Annotated in this window: 14 protein-coding genes and 2 riboswitches; of the genes, 6 read left to right on the top strand and 8 right to left on the bottom strand. The window is 62.1% G+C overall.

The window, feature by feature from the left end; all coding sequences use genetic code 11:
• Window positions 1-28: 28 nt before the first annotated feature.
• Window positions 29-119, bottom strand: a riboswitch (SAM riboswitch).
• Between the two features lie 129 nt (window positions 120-248).
• The 5 genes from ACIOJF_RS07845 to ACIOJF_RS07825 are packed head-to-tail and all read right to left on the bottom strand — an operon-like array spanning window position 249 to window position 6,345.
• Window positions 249-1,685: an LLM class flavin-dependent oxidoreductase gene (locus tag ACIOJF_RS07845; RefSeq protein WP_105656439.1), complete on the bottom strand. Its 1,437-nt coding sequence runs from the start codon at window positions 1,683-1,685 to the stop codon at window positions 249-251.
• Window positions 1,685-2,788, bottom strand: a complete 1,104-nt coding sequence (locus ACIOJF_RS07840) for an ABC transporter permease (RefSeq protein ID WP_105656440.1) — start codon at window positions 2,786-2,788, stop codon at window positions 1,685-1,687. The genes ACIOJF_RS07845 and ACIOJF_RS07840 overlap by 1 nt, the downstream gene beginning before the upstream one ends.
• Window positions 2,785-3,786, bottom strand: a complete 1,002-nt coding sequence (locus tag ACIOJF_RS07835; protein WP_402741431.1) for an ABC transporter permease — start codon at window positions 3,784-3,786, stop codon at window positions 2,785-2,787. The genes ACIOJF_RS07840 and ACIOJF_RS07835 overlap by 4 nt, the downstream gene beginning before the upstream one ends.
• The gene (locus ACIOJF_RS07830) at window positions 3,783-5,321 is read right to left on the bottom strand and encodes a sugar ABC transporter ATP-binding protein (RefSeq protein ID WP_105656442.1); all 1,539 of its coding nucleotides are present in this window, start codon (window positions 5,319-5,321) and stop codon (window positions 3,783-3,785) included. The genes ACIOJF_RS07835 and ACIOJF_RS07830 overlap by 4 nt, the downstream gene beginning before the upstream one ends.
• Window positions 5,305-6,345 (bottom strand): substrate-binding domain-containing protein, encoded by a 1,041-nt coding sequence (locus tag ACIOJF_RS07825; protein WP_105656443.1) that lies wholly within the window; start codon window positions 6,343-6,345, stop codon window positions 5,305-5,307. The genes ACIOJF_RS07830 and ACIOJF_RS07825 overlap by 17 nt, the downstream gene beginning before the upstream one ends.
• 67 nt (window positions 6,346-6,412) lie before the next feature.
• A riboswitch (SAM riboswitch) is annotated at window positions 6,413-6,502 on the bottom strand.
• A gap of 274 nt (window positions 6,503-6,776) precedes the next feature.
• On the opposite strand from ACIOJF_RS07825, the gene ACIOJF_RS07820 reads away from it, so the two are divergent.
• Window positions 6,777-7,151 (top strand): SdpI family protein, encoded by a 375-nt coding sequence (locus ACIOJF_RS07820; protein ID WP_181148779.1) that lies wholly within the window; start codon window positions 6,777-6,779, stop codon window positions 7,149-7,151.
• Between the two features lie 75 nt (window positions 7,152-7,226).
• On the opposite strand, the gene ACIOJF_RS07815 is transcribed toward ACIOJF_RS07820, so the two are convergent.
• The 3 genes from ACIOJF_RS07815 to ACIOJF_RS07805 all read right to left on the bottom strand — a co-directional run bounded on the left by ACIOJF_RS07815 (window position 7,227) and on the right by ACIOJF_RS07805 (window position 11,508).
• A complete protein-coding gene (locus tag ACIOJF_RS07815; RefSeq protein ID WP_105656445.1) occupies window positions 7,227-8,588 on the bottom strand; it encodes a GntP family permease in 1,362 nt (453 codons plus the stop codon).
• Window positions 8,589-8,880: 292 nt separating this feature from the next.
• Entirely contained in the window at window positions 8,881-9,942 is a 1,062-nt protein-coding gene (locus tag ACIOJF_RS07810; protein ID WP_105656446.1) for a sugar diacid recognition domain-containing protein, read from the bottom strand.
• Between the two features lie 57 nt (window positions 9,943-9,999).
• A complete protein-coding gene (locus ACIOJF_RS07805; RefSeq protein ID WP_105656447.1) occupies window positions 10,000-11,508 on the bottom strand; it encodes an aldehyde dehydrogenase in 1,509 nt (502 codons plus the stop codon).
• A gap of 200 nt (window positions 11,509-11,708) precedes the next feature.
• On the opposite strand from ACIOJF_RS07805, the gene ACIOJF_RS07800 reads away from it, so the two are divergent.
• The 5 genes from ACIOJF_RS07800 to ACIOJF_RS07780 all read left to right on the top strand — a co-directional run bounded on the left by ACIOJF_RS07800 (window position 11,709) and on the right by ACIOJF_RS07780 (window position 16,374).
• The gene (locus tag ACIOJF_RS07800) at window positions 11,709-12,713 is read left to right on the top strand and encodes an ABC transporter substrate-binding protein (RefSeq protein WP_181148780.1); all 1,005 of its coding nucleotides are present in this window, start codon (window positions 11,709-11,711) and stop codon (window positions 12,711-12,713) included.
• Between the two features lie 90 nt (window positions 12,714-12,803).
• The gene (locus ACIOJF_RS07795) at window positions 12,804-13,580 is read left to right on the top strand and encodes an ABC transporter permease (RefSeq protein ID WP_105656449.1); all 777 of its coding nucleotides are present in this window, start codon (window positions 12,804-12,806) and stop codon (window positions 13,578-13,580) included.
• Window positions 13,573-14,406 carry an ABC transporter permease gene (locus ACIOJF_RS07790; protein ID WP_105656450.1) on the top strand — a complete coding sequence of 278 codons (834 nt, stop codon included), beginning with the start codon at window positions 13,573-13,575 and terminating at the stop codon, window positions 14,404-14,406. The genes ACIOJF_RS07795 and ACIOJF_RS07790 overlap by 8 nt, the downstream gene beginning before the upstream one ends.
• Before the next feature lie 46 nt (window positions 14,407-14,452).
• Window positions 14,453-15,259 carry an ABC transporter ATP-binding protein gene (locus ACIOJF_RS07785; protein WP_105656451.1) on the top strand — a complete coding sequence of 269 codons (807 nt, stop codon included), beginning with the start codon at window positions 14,453-14,455 and terminating at the stop codon, window positions 15,257-15,259.
• A 5-nt stretch (window positions 15,260-15,264) separates the two neighbouring features.
• Window positions 15,265-16,374, top strand: a complete 1,110-nt coding sequence (locus ACIOJF_RS07780; RefSeq protein ID WP_105656452.1) for a zinc-binding dehydrogenase — start codon at window positions 15,265-15,267, stop codon at window positions 16,372-16,374.
• The last annotated feature ends 35 nt before the right edge of the window (window positions 16,375-16,409 follow it).

The following is a 16,409-nucleotide window of genomic DNA, read 5'->3' as shown; positions in this document are numbered from 1 at the left end:
GGATTCCGAAGGATGCAGAAAATCTGCGGATCCATCGAACCTGGCGTTAGCACTACCTGCGGAGTGCAGGCTTGCTGCGGCGTCTCGGAGCCAGGTCTCTCAGCCGCTCTGGATGGGTTGTTCTCCATCAGTGAAGCACCGACGGCCTCCGCTTGGCAGGGAAGATGTCATAGGACGGAACATCGTCATGAATCGACATTTTCGAGGCCTTCACAGGGGCCTCAGTGGCCGTCATATTTCCTCATGTGTCACCGGGCGCCTAGTACAGCTTCAGGTGTTTGGCTCGCTTGGGATTCCGCTGCCGAGGCCTTTCCCGCATAAGCCCCGCGATAGGCGGCTGCCGGGTGATCGTCAGCCACTCGCGTCGTGCCGGGACCCGCCAGATATTCGCGCAGGGTGTTGCCTTCGTATCCTGCCCAAGTTCTTCCGCGCTTCCGCAACTCGGGAACCACCAGATCGGTGAACTGCTCGAAGGAACCTGGGGTGATGGCATAGGCCAAGTTGATCCCGTCCAATCCTGATTCATCCACCCAACGCTCGATTTCGTCCGCCACGGTTTCCGGCGAACCGACGAGCACCGGTCCGATGCCGCCAACTCCGAGGTAGTCGGCGATGGCATTCGGGGTCCACTTCTGCTGCGGATTCGCTGTAGTGAAAATCGATACCGCCGATCGCGCCGCGTTGGTTTCCAGATATTGCAGCTCCTCATCCGGCGCGTACTGGCTCAGGTCCAAGCCCGACCACCCGCCATAGAATGCCATGGCACCTTCGCGCGAGGCATAGGACTGGTATTCGCGGTAGAGCTTCTGCGCCTGCGCGTCTGAATCAGCCACCACAGTGGTCATCAGCGCATAGATTTTGGCGGCGTCCCGGGGCCGACCCACCAGTTCGAACTCATCGCGGATCGCATCGGTCTGGCGGCGGGTGACCGCGGTATTGATCGAATTCAGGAAGATGCCCTCGGCATGCTGCGCGCCAAAGCGCCGGCCGCGCGAAGAAGCGCCCGCTTGGAAGATCGCCGGGGTGCGCTGGATGGAAGGCTCGGAAAGATGGATGCCCGGCACGTTGAAGTACTGGCCGTGATGGTTAATCGGATGCACCTTGGAAGGGTCGGTGTAGACGCCACGTTCGCGGTCCTTGAGAACCGCGTCTTCCTCCCATGATCCCTCCCAGAGCTTGTAGACCACGTCCATGAATTCATCGGCAATGTCGTAGCGGGCGTCGTGATCCAGCTGCCTGGCCATGCCCAGATTGCGGGCCGCCGACTCCAAGTAGCTAGTCACCACGTTCCAACCGATGCGCCCGCGGGTGAGGTGGTCCAGCGAGGAGAACTTCCGGGCCAGCGCGTAGGGTCGCTCATAGGTCAGCGCGCTGGTCACCGCGAAACCGAGATTCTTCGTGGCCGCGGCCATGGCGGAAACCTGCATGAAGGGATCGTTCAGTGGCACCTGGTCGGCATCGAGCAAGGCTGGACCGCTGGAATTCTGGTACACGTCATAGATGCCAAGTACATCGGCGAGGAACAGGGCATCAAAGCCACCGCGCTCCAGGGTCTTGGCCAGATCCACCCAGTATTCAAGGGTGTTGTATTCGTCGGCTCGATTCTGCGGGTGCCGCCACAGCCCAGGGCTCTGGTGGCTGACGCAGGTCATGTCAAAGGCGTTAAGGTGGATGCGCTTGCCCATTATTTTCTGTTTCCCTTCGCGGTGTTCGTCAGTGCCTGATGCTTGGTCGTGCGCAATAGCGCGAAGATGCCGGTGGCCGGCCGACTCTTGGCCCTCCCGAGCACCACGGCGGCGAGCAGGATGGACAGGAGAACCAGCCCTCGGGCCAGGTCTTGCCAGAAGAAGGACAGGCCAATCAGGTTCAGCCCGTTATCCAGCAGGCCAAAAATCACCACGCCGATCAGCGTTCCGCCCACGGACACTCGCCCGTAGCGGCTGATGGTTGCCCCGATGAAGACCGCGCCAATGGCATCCATCAGATAGGCCTGTCCGCTGCCCGGGACATATCCGTTGGAGCGTGCTGCCAGCACCACTCCGGCGAATCCGGCGATCACCGCGCACAACAGGTAGGCGCTGGCGATCAGCGCATTGGTCCGCAGGCCAGATATTCTTGCGGCGCTCGGCTGTTCGCCGGCCATGGTCAGCTTCCGCCCGTAGCGGGTGATGCCAAGCAGCAGGGCCACCACCAGGGAGATGGAGACCGCGTTGACGATGGCGGCGTCAATGCCCAGGAAGTATCCGCGCCCGATCACGGCAAAACCGTCCGGCACCAGGGGCGCCGACAGGTAGATCGGTGCGCCGCCGCCGGTGAGCAGCTGCTGCACGCTGGTGCCGGCAAACCACACGCTCAGCGTAGCCAGGAAAGCCGGGATTCGCAGGATCACGATCAGCAGCGCATTCACCGCTCCCACCGCCAAGGCGCAAAGCAGCCCGCCGACCACGGCCACCCACGCACGGTAGCCGTCATGGATCAGCCAAGCGCTGGCCAAGGCTCCCAGATCCAGGGCCACGCCAATCGACAGGTCGATGCCTCCGGCGCGCACCACCAGGGTCAACCCGATGGCGGCCAAGGCGAGCAAAGCCACCTGCCCCAGGATTCCGAAGAGGTTTCCCACGGTGAAAAACACCGGGCTGAGCACCGAGAACACGATGAGGATCAGGGCCAACGTACCCGGAGCCACCAGCCTCGATGCTTGAAGCGTGCCGCGTTTCTTTCCGCTGTAGGCTGCGACCGGTCCGGGGCTCGGCTCCACGGGTGCGGCCAGGGTTTCAATGGTGCTCATCGGTTCTTCCTTCCGCGCAGGGTCACGCTGGCCAAGACCAGCAGGATCAGCAGGCCCTTGGCAGCACCCACCCACTGGCTGGCCACGCCCAGCAGCGTCAATCCGTTATCCAGGGCGGCCACAAATACCGCGGCCAGAACGGTGCCGACCACACTGACCAGCCGCCTGCGCGAAAAGATCATGGACATGTAGGCCACCAGGATGATGTCCAGGAGAATTTGGGTTCCGATGCCTGGAACGGCGGCCGAAAGCCTTGCCACCAGCAGCGTTCCGGCCAGGCCAGCCAACGCCGAGCTGAGCACATAGCTAGCTAGCCGGTATCGGCGCGGGTCAAGTCCCGCCACCTGCGCGGCGGTCGGATTCTGGCCAACCGCATAGGAATTCACTCCCCAGCTGGTTTTGCCATATACCCACCACACCGCTGCCCCGATGAGCGCCATAAGCCAGGCCACCAATGGGATGCCGAAGAGCACGCTGCCCCGCGCCGCTTCGAAGAAGCCACCGGTAACGGCGATCTTCAAGTTCTGGCTGAAGACCAGTTCCAGCGAAGCGGCCACCCCCATGGTGGCCAAGGTGGCCAGCAGCGGACGCAGGCCAAAGGTGACCGAGAGGCCATTGACGACGCCGATCGCGGTGGCAACGAGGACCCCGTAGAGCACCGCGACCATGCCCGGGGTTCCGGCAGCCGCGGCCAGCGCGGTCACCGTTCCGGCTAGTCCTGCCACCGCGCCGGTGGACAGGTCGATGCCTCCGTTGAGCACGTCGTCGCCGCCAGCGATGATCACAATGGCCAGCCCCACCCCGGCAATGCCGAAGACCGACGCTTGGGTCAGGATGGTGGCGATATTCGAAGCCGTCAAGAAAAATGGGGAACCGAAGGCAAAGAGCAGCAGCACCGCGGTGATGCCGGCGTAGCCGATCCAGGCCGCCAATCTCGGCTTCGTGCGGGACGCGCCAGGCGCAGGTGCTTCGTCGACCGGAACAAGGGTGGCGCTCATGCTTTGACCTCTTCGCGTGATGTTCCGGCGGTTTGGCCGCTGGATGCCAAGTGAAGAATTCTTTCCGTACTCGCCTCGCTCGACGGCAGTTCGGCGATGATCCGACCGCGATAGAGCACCAGCACTCGATCGGCCAGTCCCACTACTTCTTCCAGGTCAACGCTGACCAACAGCGCGGCGGCTCCCTGCTGGACCAACTGGGAAATCTGCGCGTAGATATGCGCACGGCTTCCCACGTCGACGCCCGAGGTGGGTTGGTCAAAGACGAGCGCGTCCGATCCCTTGGCCAACCAGCGGGCCAATACCGCTTTCTGCTGGTTGCCGCCGGACAAACCCGAAGCCACGGCTTCTGGATTCGCCGGACGGATATCCAGGCGCTGCACCAGTTCGCTGGCTGTGTCCCGCTCTTTGCGCGCATTCAACAAGCCCAGGCGGCGGCCAAGCTTTCGCAGGCTGGCCGCTGCAATATTTTCGCGCACGGTGTTGCGCAGGAAGATGCCATCTGAATGCCGGTTCGACGGGACGTAGGCGCCTGCCCGGGCGGCAAAGTCCGCCGCAGATGCCACCGGCCGGCCGTGCAGCAGCGCCGAGCCGGTATGCGCACGATTGCCGGTGGCCGCGTCGGCGAGCACCTCAATCCCCGATCCCACCAATCCGGTGACGGCCACGATTTCTCCGGGCGCCACCGAGATATTGATGCCGCTCAATGTTCCGGCCACCGAGAGGTCCACCAGTTCAAGGGCAGGCTCGCCCTGAACGGCGGGCGGCTCGCGCCTCTGGTGCGAGAACTCGTTAACCTGGTTGCCCAGCATCAAGCCGATGACATCTTCGATACTGTCACCGTCCGCGAAACTGGCGTCACCGGCATTTCTGCCGTTGCGCAGCACCGTAATCCGGTCGGTGATCTGCCGCAGTTCCTGGAGATAATGCGAGATGAAAATGATCCCTACCCCGCGGTCCCGCAGATGCCGGATCGTGCCGAAGAGCTGTTCAACTTCATCATTGGCCAACGGTGCCGTCGGCTCATCGAGAATCAGCACCTTGGGTTCGGCCAGTACGGCACGGGCAATCTGGATCAGCTGCTGCTGGGCAACGCTGAGCTCATCAACGAAGGCACCGGTGTCCAGCTCCTGGCCGGTGGTTCGCAAAATATCCGCCCGGGCTGCTGCCTGCGCGGTGCGCTCGTGGCGCCAGAGCCCACGACTCTTCGCGGTGCCCAGGTACAGCTGTTCGGCGACGGTCAAGCGGCCGGCCAGATGGCGGTCCTGGTGAATCACTTCAATGCCTAGCGCTTCGGCATCGGCAGGCCGGCGAATTTGCACCGGCTGGCCGGCAAGTTCGATCTGCCCCGAGTCCAGGGTGTACAGCCCGGTGAGTATCTTGATCAGGGTGGATTTTCCAGCTCCGTTTTCGCCCACTAGGCCCAGAACCTCTCCGGCCCGAAGCTGCAGGTGCACATGGTCGAGCACGGCGACCGTGCCAAAGGACTTGTTGATGGCGGCCATGCTCAGCAGTTCCTTAGATTCCGTTGTCATGGCGCACCTGATTCACGTTGTCCTTGTCGACAAAAATCGGCTCGGCATAGCTGGTGCTCGGAACCAGATCGGTTTGCCCATCGAGGAACAGGGCGATATTAGTGGCCGAGGCAGCGGCAATCTGCTTGGTGGGCTGAGCGACGGTGAACTGGTATGAACTGTCCGGGTTCGCTATCAAATCCAGGGCCCCGGGCTCTGCGTCCACTCCATACAGCTTGATGTCGCCACCAGTGGGATCGATGGCCTGCGCGGCACCGATCAGCGGCATGTCCCAGCAGGACCAAATCGCGTCAACTTCGCCCTCGGGCAGCCTGCGCAGTTGGTCCTGGATCTGGTTTTTGGCATCCTCGATGGTGCCTTCGTATTTGTCCTGGAGTTCCGGGGTGATCTTCTCGATATTTGGGTAGTCTTCCAGCACCAGGTTCAGGCTGTTGTAGCGGATCCGGCAGGGAGTCACACCGGGGAAGCCGTTGAAGACCAGAATCTTCCCCTTGCCGTGGAGGTCTTCAGCCATGGTGCGAGCCAGCGTGGTGCCGACGTTCCAGTTGTCGCTGGTGACGTTGTTCTTCGAGTATTCGCTTTGGAAATCGATGGTGAACAGCGGGATCCCGGCGGCGTCCACCTTGGCCAAGGCAGGAGTGAGCGTTTGGGCATCGCCCAGGATCACCACGATGGCATCGGGCGACTGGGTGATCAGGTTTTCTACGTCAGAGACGTGCTTCTCGTCTTTGGCTTCGGCTTGGGTAGCGATGACCTCGCCGCCGAGCTCTTTGATGCGCTCTTGGATCTGCTGGTAGACCACGCGCGAGTAGTCGTGCAGGATATCCTTGGCCGCGATGCCGACCTTTTTGCCTTTGAGTGAAGGAACGTTGTCGAGCTTATGCTCGGCTTGCGGATTACTGCTTTGCGCCACAACCGGCGCTATTTCCGGCCGTGGTTCTTTCAGCGAGCAGCCAGTCAGCAGTGTTGCTGCCGCCATCGCTGAAGCCAGAACTTTCAAGGCGTTCGGACGAGTACGAGTCATGTCGTCCCTCTCTTAGACAAATTGAACGAGGGATCCCGAACAGAAGTTCATGCTTCTAGACCCGGGAGTTCCATCGAACCTGGCGTTAGCACTACCTGCTGGTGCAGGCTTGCTGCGGCGTCTCGGAGCCAGGTCTCTCAGCCGCTCTGGATGGGTTGTGCTCCGAGTCAAGCATTACTGGCAGGTCCTCGGGAAGGGCGCTGTCATGCGGAGGAACAGCAGGACAAAATACGTCATCTTCGCGCCTTCGCCCTGCCGGAAAACGGGCAGATAAGACGTCATATGACCTTCGCATGACGCAATTGGCATGCCGGAACTGGATCTCAAGAACGTTCCCGCAGGCATCGATTGGGAACACAGCGTGGATCAGGGCACTTCCATGCGACCGCATAGAATGGCCATTCAAGATCAATCGGCAGAAGAGGCGGCAAGTGGATCCAGCAGGCGTGATTGCCTTCATGTTCGGGTTGCTGAGCATAACGCTGGTCGCAGCGTTCCTCGCCCCGATGGCACGGGACCGGAAGCTCGCTCGCAATGCGGCGATCGGCATCAAGACGCGCCACACCTTGGCCAGCGATGACGCCTGGTTCGCCGGGCATCAGCAGGCTGCGCCCCTGCTTGCCGCGGCTTCCTGGGCCGGTTGGGCGGCATTGGCCAGCGCAGCAGTTCTCTGCCTGCTGGGCCAATTCGGTTTCGCCTTCGCCGCGACCGGAACCGGCTACCTGGCCGCCATCGCGTTGCTGGTGATCTCGACTGCCACAGCGAATAAGGCCGCGCGGAGCTTCCCGGCGGCAGGCCTGGGCTAATCCAGCACTGCTTAAAGCAACGGATCGCGCCATCTGCCGATGGCGCGATCCGCTGCTTTCTTGGAAGGCGTGCTGCTAAAGCAGTACGGCTCCCAGGACCAGTACAGTCAGGAACCCCGCGGTGCCCTGGATGGCGGTAGCCACGCTCAGGGTCTTGTAGGCGGTGATCACCGGAATGCGGCTGAGCTGCGAGACGACCCAGAAGTAGGAGTCGTTGGCGTGCGAGACAACCATCGCACCGGCGCCTACTGCCAATACGGATAGCACCATGCCCAGCTCCGAACCCAAGCCCAGGGAGCCGAGCATCGGAGCGACCAGCGCGGAAGTGGTCACCATTGAGACGGTGGACGAGCCCTGGGCGGACTTCAGTGCAGCGGCGATCAGGAATGGCACAGCCAGGCCCAAGCCCAGTCCGCTGAGTGAATCCGAAAGAATCGTGGTCAGATCCGACGCGGCCAGGACCGCCCCGAAGCCGGCGCCGGCACCGGTGATCAGCAAGATCGGAGCAGCGGTGCGTACAGCTTCGTTCATCTGCTCATTGAAGACCGCCAGCTTGCTGCCACCGCTCAAAAGAAAAGTCGATGAGATCAAGCCGAAGATCAGCGCAATAACTGGCGTCCCCAGGAAGGAAAGGATTTCCAGGGCAGCGCCTTCGCCCATCGGGTGCGAGGGCAGCTTCGCAATGGATGCGGCACAGATCAGCACCAGCGGAACCAGGATCGGCATGAAGGCCAGCGCCGGGCTGGGCAATTTTCCGAAGCTTGCACGCAGCTGCTCATAGTCGAGTTCGGAGATGTCATTGTGGTCGTCGCTTGGCAACGGGGTCCATTTGGACTTGTTGAAGCGGCTGGCGTAGGCCAAGCCGGCAAGGGCCGAGATGGCCGCAACGGGCAATCCGACAGCGATGATCAAGCCCAAGTTATCGGCAATGCCGATGCTTTCGGCTGCGGCCAGCGGGCCCGGAGTTGGAGGCACCATGGTGTGGGTCGCGTACAGGCCGGTCATCAGGGCGATGGAAGTTGCCAGCCCAGAGATCCCGGTACGCAGGGTGATCGCTTTGCGCAGCGAGTTGAGCACCACGTATCCCGAGTCGCAGAAGACCGGAATGGAAACGATGTAGCCGATAATCGATAGCGTCAGGTTGGGGAACCGGGTACCCAGGACCTTGATCAGCGCATCTGCCATGGAGATCGCGGCGCCGGATTTCTCCAGGATGACACCGATCATTGTTCCGAACAGGATCACCAGTCCGATATTTCCCATGGTGCTGCCGAAAGCCGTGGTGACCGTCGAAGCCACGTCGGCCAGCGGAATCCGGTAGGCGAAGGCCGCCAGGATAGCGGCGCCAACGAGGGCGAGAAATGGGCTGATCTTCAAGCGTGCTGTGACCATCACGATGGCCACAACAAGGATCAGCAGAACTAGCAGTTCGTACACGGCGGGTTGGCTCCTTTGCCAATATCGGTAGTTCAATGCGCCCAGCCCGCAATGGCTCAACGGGTGGACCAGCCCTATCGGCAAAGCCGCTCAAGGCTTTGCCCGTTGGGCTAGATGCCACCGTGCCACCCCGGGTTTCGGGCGCAAAGATCGATCATCCTGCCAATACTAGGAAAAGTGACCCCGAATACCTATGGGCACACGACCACATTTGCCTGGGTTCGAAAGAGCCAATGTGTGCAAACATCCCACCCTTCCCAGCCCCGGCGCCAGCTCCCCTAGTTTCCAGGGCCTAGAAAACATGCAGCTGGCCCAAGGCCACTCTCGCGTAGATGGCATGCTGGAGTTTCAGGGACTCGCTGGACCGCCGAATATCGATGCCGCTGACCTGGCTTATCCGCTCAAGTCTTTGAACCAAGGTATTGCGGTGAATATGCAGATCCGTGGCTGCTTGGCTCATCGAAGCAGCTGTCGCAACGACCAGCAGGGTTCTGGCTTGTTCCTCATTGAGCTGCATCGCTGGAGCAGCTGCATGGTCCAGGCTGCGGGCTGGGGTGCGGGCGATAGCCACAGCAATTTCCCGGCTCCACATGCGGCGCCGCGCGTGGGATGGCACGAGTGCCGGATAGCCCACCAATACGCGCAGCACTTCGGTTTCGGCCATGAGATCCTCGGCCTTTTCGACAGGCGCGGAGACCAGGAAACGTTCCTGGTCCATGCGCTCGGGAGCGAAAGCTGTCTCACTGGCAGCGCAAAGCCTCCAGTACGCGCCGGAAAGGCTAATCCATGACGTGCGGTGATGATCCTTCGCCGGCTCTTCGAGCGACGGATCCCCCACGCTTCGGGGCAGCCAAGCTTCAATGCATTTCGGCCCGCGCAAACCATGCGCTGCGAGCGAGCGGTCGATCACTTCAGGTGCAACGCGACCGGCGATCAACGCAGAAATAATGTCGCGGGCTTCGGTCTCGCGCCGCGCGCTGCGAGAGTGCTCGCGTTCTTGGGCAAAGAGCAATTGAACGGTCAATGCAATCAGGCCGGCCAGCGGTTCCACCTCGTGGGGAGCTCCGGTCACGCCCACAACGCCGCAGAGCTGGTCGTTCAGCACCAGCGGCACATTGACCCCTGGCTGGGTTCCGGCCGAGCCGTCGGCCTGGCTGACACGGATGATGCCGTTGCGTCGGATCGCCTCTGCGCTGCCGTCGTGGTGGGTACCGATACGCGCAGCATCCGTAGAAGCAATGATGACTCCGTGAGCATTCATGATGTTCACATTGCGGTTGATGGTCGGCGCAATCGTGTCGACGACTTTCTGCGCCAACGCGCTAGCCAGCCGGGGTTGCTCCTTTTCGCTCATGAGCTCATCCTAACGGCCCGGGACTGCGCAAAGCAGTCCCGGAATAGAACATTGCCGCTAGTCGAGCTTGACGGTGACCGACTTCAGCGAGGTGTAGGCCTCGATGCCTTCACGGCCATTTTCGGCGCCCCACCCCGACTGCTTGAATCCGCCGAACGGCATGTTCGCATCCATGCCGGCACCGGTATTCACCCTGACGTTGCCGGCCTGGATTTTCTTGGCGAAGGTCAACGCGCGGGAAATGTCCTGGGTGAAGATCACCGAATTGAGGCCGTAGTCGGTGTCGTTGGCCCGGCGCAGCACCTCAGCCAGCGAATCCTCGTCGCCGAAGGTGCTGACCGAGAGCACCGGCCCGAAGATCTCATCCTTGGCGATGGACATGTCCGGACTGACATTTTTCAGCACGGTCGGCTGCACGAAGAATCCTTCTCCGCCTTCGGCCAAGCCACCGGCAACGAGTTCCGCGCCATCAGCGATGCCCGCCTCGATGTACCCCAGCACGCGCTCGCGCTGCACCTGGGAGATCAGCGGGCCCAGCTGGGTTCCGTCTGCCAGGCCAGCGCCCAGCTTGAGGCTCTTCGCGAATCCGGCGATGCCTTCGATGACCTGGTCTGCGATGTCTTCGTGGACATACAGTCGCGACCCTGCCGCGCAGACCTGGCCGGAGTTGCCGAAGATGCTCATGGCCGCGGCCGGAATGGCCTTGTCCAGATCCGCGTCGGGATAGATCACCACCGGGGATTTGCCGCCCAGCTCAAGGCTCAGCCGCTTGAGATTGCCCGCTGCCGACGCCAGCAGCTTCTTGCCTACCGCGGTGGATCCGGTGAAGGAGAGCTTGTCGACATCCGGATGGTCGGCGAGCGCTTGGCCGGCCACCGGCCCCAAACCCTGGACAACGTTCAGCACACCGGCCGGGATGCCTGCTTCAAGCGCAATCTGCGCCATGCGCACGGCGGTCAGCGGGGTCAGCTCCGCGGGCTTGAGCACGACGGTGCAACCGGACGCCAGCGCCGGAGCCACCTTGGACAGCGCAATGGTGAAGGGGACATTCCATGGCACGATCAGTGCGGCCACGCCCAAGGCTTGGCGCTGGGTATAGGCGTGCCAGGTTCCTGGCAGGGAAATCTCGCGGGTTTCGCCGTTGAGCTTGGTGGCCCAGCCGGCGAAGTAGCGCAAGGTTTCGATGCCCGCGGGCAGCTCGCCAAAGCGGGCGACGTTGAAGGGCTTCCCGCAGTTCAGGGACTCCAGGGTAGCCAATTCATCGAGGTTCGCTTCCAATGCGTCAGCGAAGCGGTGCAGCGCCCGCTGGCGTGCTGCCGGGGTCATTTCTGCCCAGGGCCCGGACTCGAACGCTGCACGGGCGGCAGCTACTGCGCGGTCGATGTCCGCTGCGGTGGCAGCCGTCGTCTCGGTCAGCAGCTGGCCAGTGGAGGGATCGGTTACCGGCAGCTTTTCCCCCGAGCCAGCGACCTCCTGGCCATTGATCACCAGCGGAAGGGGCGTGGCCGCCAAAGCGGCGCGAAGCTGCTGAGCCAGCGGAACGGCGGAAAGATCTGTTGCTGTCATGGAATGTATCTCCTGGTCTGCCCGGCGCGCTTCGTCGTTGGCATCATTTTGAATGTGAGTCTTGCCACACAATCATACTAAAGATATATTGTGATTCAAGGAATACATTTTGATGCTCAATGTACTTCTTCTTCCGGGAGCCGACCCCGGTCGACAACTCGCAGCCTTCGCCTAGGCACCAAGCTTTCAAGGAGATCCCCATGGTCACGAAACGACGTTTTGCACGGAAGGCCTTCTCCGGCCTCGCAGTCTCTGCCCTCGCAATCGGCACCCTGGCCGCGTGCGGATCCAGTGAGGAGGCCAGCGCCGACGGCCCGGTGAAGCTGCGCGTCGCCATTGCTCCGATCCAGTTCGAAACCGCACGCATCGCTGAAGAGAAGGGCTACTTCGAGGACCAGGGCCTGGACGTTGAATTGGTCAATGGCGCCGACCCCGCCGCGCTGCTGGCCCAGGTGGTCTCCGGTGACGTGAACGTTGCCATCGGCTCGTGGATCAACGTCGCCACCTCTTTCTCCCAAGGTGTTCCGATCCAGGTCATTGGCGGCAACGGCATGGTCGACCCGGAAGCCGACAACTCCGGTGTCATGGTGGCCAAGGATTCCGGGGTCAAGGAACTGGCAGACCTGAAGGGCAAGACCATTGGCGTAGTTGGCGTGAAGTCCGGTGGCGACATCCCCGTGCTCCAGGCATTGGAAGCGGCCGGCGTGAAGGAAAAGGAAGTCACTGAAGTTGCTGTTCCCTACGCGGGCATGGAAGCGGCCTTGGAACAAGGCACCGTGGATGCAGTAGTGCCTGCCGACTCCTTCTACCACCAGATGCTGGAGAAGGGCTACCAGACCATCTCCAACCCGGTACAGGAATTCCAGTCCAGCATGCCGGTAACCGTTTGGACCGTGCAGAAGCAGTGGCTGGAGCAGAATGGCGAGACCGCCAAGAAGTTCGACGCAGCTATGCAGGATGCCGTGAAGTTCTACTCGGACCCGGCCAATCTGGAGGAAGTCCGCAAGGTCCACGCCGAAGCCAACCAGATCGATGTAGCCGATGCGCCCAAGACCTTCGTCCCGGCGGACGTCACCTTCAACGTGGCTGAAGCCCAATCCGGCATCGATGCCATGGTCCACTTCGGCCTGGTCGAGAACAAGGTCATCGTCGAAGATGTGCTCTGGGACGAAGCCCCTACCCGGGCTTCGGCAGACGCCAAGTAGCCCACGTCCTCTTCGCCCCACCGGTGGCGCCATCCCCTGCGCTGGCGCCACCAGCACCCCTAGCTTGCAACTGCTTACTCAAGGATTCCCATGAAAGAGTCAACGATTTCACCGGGTCTGCTCTGGACCCTGCGCATCGTGGCCATCGCCGCCCTGCTGGGCATCTGGCAACTGGTGATCGCCTCAGGAACCATGCCCTCCATGCTCCCCGGCGTGGAAAAGATCTTCTCTGCCATCTCCGAAGCCCTGGGCCAAGCGGCCTTCTGGGGCGGGCTAGGCAAGACCCTGCTCGCAGCCCTCACCGGCTGGCTCATTGCTTCGGTCGTGGGTGTCGTCCTGGGCCTGGTCATTGGATCAGTTCGCTTCCTCGACAACTCCACCTCGATTCTGATCGATTTCGGCCGTTCGTTCCCGGTACTGGCCCTGATGCCGGTAGTGATCATGCTGCTCGGCTCGAACACCATGATGGAAATCGTCGTCGTCGCGCTGTCCTGCCTGTGGCCAGTGCTGATCCAGACCATCTACGGTGCACGCCGCCAGGAAGCCGCGGTTGCCGACACCGTCGCCGTCTTCCGCATCCCGCCGATGCTGCGCTTCACCAAGGTCCTGCTGCCTTCTGCCCTGCCGCTGATCGCGACCGGTGTGCGCATTTCCTCGGCCATCGCCATCCTGGTGGCGGTGGGCGTTGAAGTGATCTCCCAGGCGCCAGGCATTGGACGCCAGATCACGCTGATGCAGCAGGCGCAGCGTTGGGATCTGGCCTTCGCCTACCTGTTCTTCGCCGGCCTGACCGGATGGGCCATCGCCCTGCTCTTGCAACAGGCCGAAAACCGTTTGCTGAAGTGGAAGAGGCAGAACGATGACTAACGCAACTTTGAACGCCCCCGCAGTGCCATCACGCGCTTCGAAAGCCAAGGCTCCGAGTTCCTCGGCGGCCGCCGGACGCAAGATACTGGTTTCTTCATGGCTCATCGTTGCCGTGGTTGCGGCTTGGTGGTTCGGCTCGGCAAACTCCACGAACTTCTTCATCCCCTCGCTGGAGTCCATCCTCGAAGCCTTGGTCCGCGACCTGGGCAACGGCGTGATTATTTCCGGCGCCTGGTACTCGCTGTCCAATCTCTTTGTCGGCTTGGCCCTGGCTGCCTTCTTCGGCATCTGCGGCGGACTGCTGCTGGGCGAAGTCCCGTTGCTGCTGAAGATCGTTGACCCGATCATCCACTTCTTCCGCGCTGTCCCGCAGGCAGCACTGGTTCCGATGATCATCGGCGTCTTCGGCATGGGGCAGGGCCCGAAGATGGGCACCATCGCCTTCGCCTGCATGTGGCCGATCCTGCTGAACACCATCGACGGCATCTTGGGCATCGAGCCAACGGTGCGCAAGTTCTCCAAGGTCTACCGCATTCCCCGGGGCCTGCACTTCCGCCGCGTGATCCTGCCCGGTGCCACCCCGCAGATCGTGGCCGGTATCCGCGTCGCATTGCCGATCGGCATCACCGTGATGGTGGTTTCGGAAATGTTCGCCTCCATTGAAGGCCTGGGCTTCTACATCCTGAATTCCTCGGCCACCTTCAAGGTTCCGGAGACATGGGCCGGCGCACTGCTGGTCGGTGTCATCGGCTACATCATCTCGATCCTCTTCGTGCTCGTCGAAAAACGGATCCTGCGCTGGTACCACGCCTCCGGCGCCCAGTAGCCTCCGTTTCCGTCCGACCTTCCATCTTCTGACCAAGGAGAATCCCATGACCACCCAAGCACCCGTTGAAACGACCATGGAAACCAAACCATTGCTCATGAAGGTTCGCGGCATGTCCATGAGCTATGGCGCCGGCCCGGCCGAAAACAAGATCCTGGAGAATTTGGATCTGGACGTGGAGTATGGCCAGTTCATCTCGATAGTCGGCCCGTCGGGCGTCGGCAAGACCACCTTGCTGCGATGCCTTTCCGGCTTGCTGAAGCCAAAAGCCGGAACCATCGAGGTTTCCGGCACGAAGATCAACGGCCCGCACCCCGATCTCGCCGTGGTCTTCCAGGACTACTCGCGTTCGCTGATGCCGTGGATGACCACCCGCGAAAACGTGGCCTTCCCGCTGCAGGGCAAGGGCATCGGCAAGGCCGAGCGCAACAAGCTGGCCGATGAGCATCTGGCTGCCGTGGGCCTTGAAGGCCAAGGCGGCAAGTTCCCCTGGGAAATGTCAGGAGGCATGCAGCAGCGCGTGGCCATTGCCCGCGCCTTGGCCTACAACGCGAAGGTGCTGCTCATGGATGAGCCCTTCGCCTCGGTTGATGCGCAGACCCGCTTCGACCTCGAAGACCTCGTGCTGGACTTGCAGCACAAGCTGGGTGTGACGATCCTGCTGGTCACCCACGACATCGACGAGGCGCTGTACCTGGCCGACAAGGTGGTCGTGATCGCGGAGAAGCCGGCCACCGTAGTCGACGAGATCGTCACCGGTTTCGGCGAGACCCGCGACCAGCTGGCCACCAAGGCTGACCCGCGCTTCACCGAGGCCCGCGCACGGATCCTCGTGCGCCTGCGCCAGGACTGATCCCCATGGCACTCAGCGCACGGGCAGCACTGGCAAGGCACGGCGATGGCAGCTTCAGCATTGAGGACATCCACGTTGATGCTCCGCTGGGCGCGGAATTGCTGATCGAAGTCAAAGCAGTTGGACTGTGCCAGTCCGATGCCCACCTGGCGGGCATGGATCTGGGCCTTCCTGCCCCGCTGCTGCTGGGCCATGAAGTTGCCGGGGTGGTGCTCAGCACCGGCAACCAAGCCTGCGGTTTCACTGCGGGAGACCACGTGCTGGCCAGCTTGATCCAATACTGCGCGCAGTGCGCCCTGTGCCTTTCGGGCCAGGAATACCGTTGCGCCAACCGCCCCAGCACGCTGCGCACGGCCGGCCAAGCACCGCGCGCCAGCTGCAAGGATCAGCCGGTGATGCAGATGTTCGGCACCGGCGGATTTTCCCAGTACACCTTGGTGCATGCCAACCAGGCAGTAAGGATTCCCGAGGAGCTGCCCTTCGCCCAAGCCGCGGTGATGGCCTGCTCCACGCTGACCGGTGCCGGGGCAGTGTTCAACTCCGCCCAGGTGGCCCAGGGGCAATCCGTCGCAGTCATTGGCGCTGGAGGCATCGGGTTGAACGCGATCAATGCCGCCCAGATCGCCGGCGCTTCGAAGATCATCGCAGTGGATCTGAGCGATGAGAAGCTGGAACTGGCCCGCGAATTCGGGGCAACGCACACGATCAATGGCGGCAGTGGAGACGCTGTCGCCAAGGTCCAGGAAATCACCGGCGGCGGGGTGGATCATTCCTTCGAGATGATCGGCCTGCAGGCCACCAGCTTGCAGGCGGTGCGCATGACCCGTGTAGGCGGGGATGCCTATCTGGTCGGGTTGCATAAGCCCGGCGCGCAACTGCCGCTGGATGCCATGTCCGACATCATTGGGCCGCAGCGCAGCCTGCACGGGATCTATATGGGCTCTTCCAGCCCGCAACGTGATGTCCCCAAATACACCGAGCACTATCTTGCCGGGCGCCTCAAGCTCGACGCGCTCGTTGCCCGGGAACTTCATATCTCGCAGATCAACGAGGGCTTCGCAGCGATGAAGGCCGGGCAGGGCGTTGCCCGTTCGGTCATCACAGATTTCAGCTGATTGCCTGCCACTTCATATCCCCTTCAAGCACGACG

It is taken from the genome of Glutamicibacter sp. NPDC087831 (assembly GCF_044742845.1).
Taxonomy (GTDB): domain Bacteria; phylum Actinomycetota; class Actinomycetes; order Actinomycetales; family Micrococcaceae; genus Glutamicibacter.
Note: the sequence above shows the minus strand (reverse complement) of the source record. Positions and strands in the feature narration are given on the sequence as shown.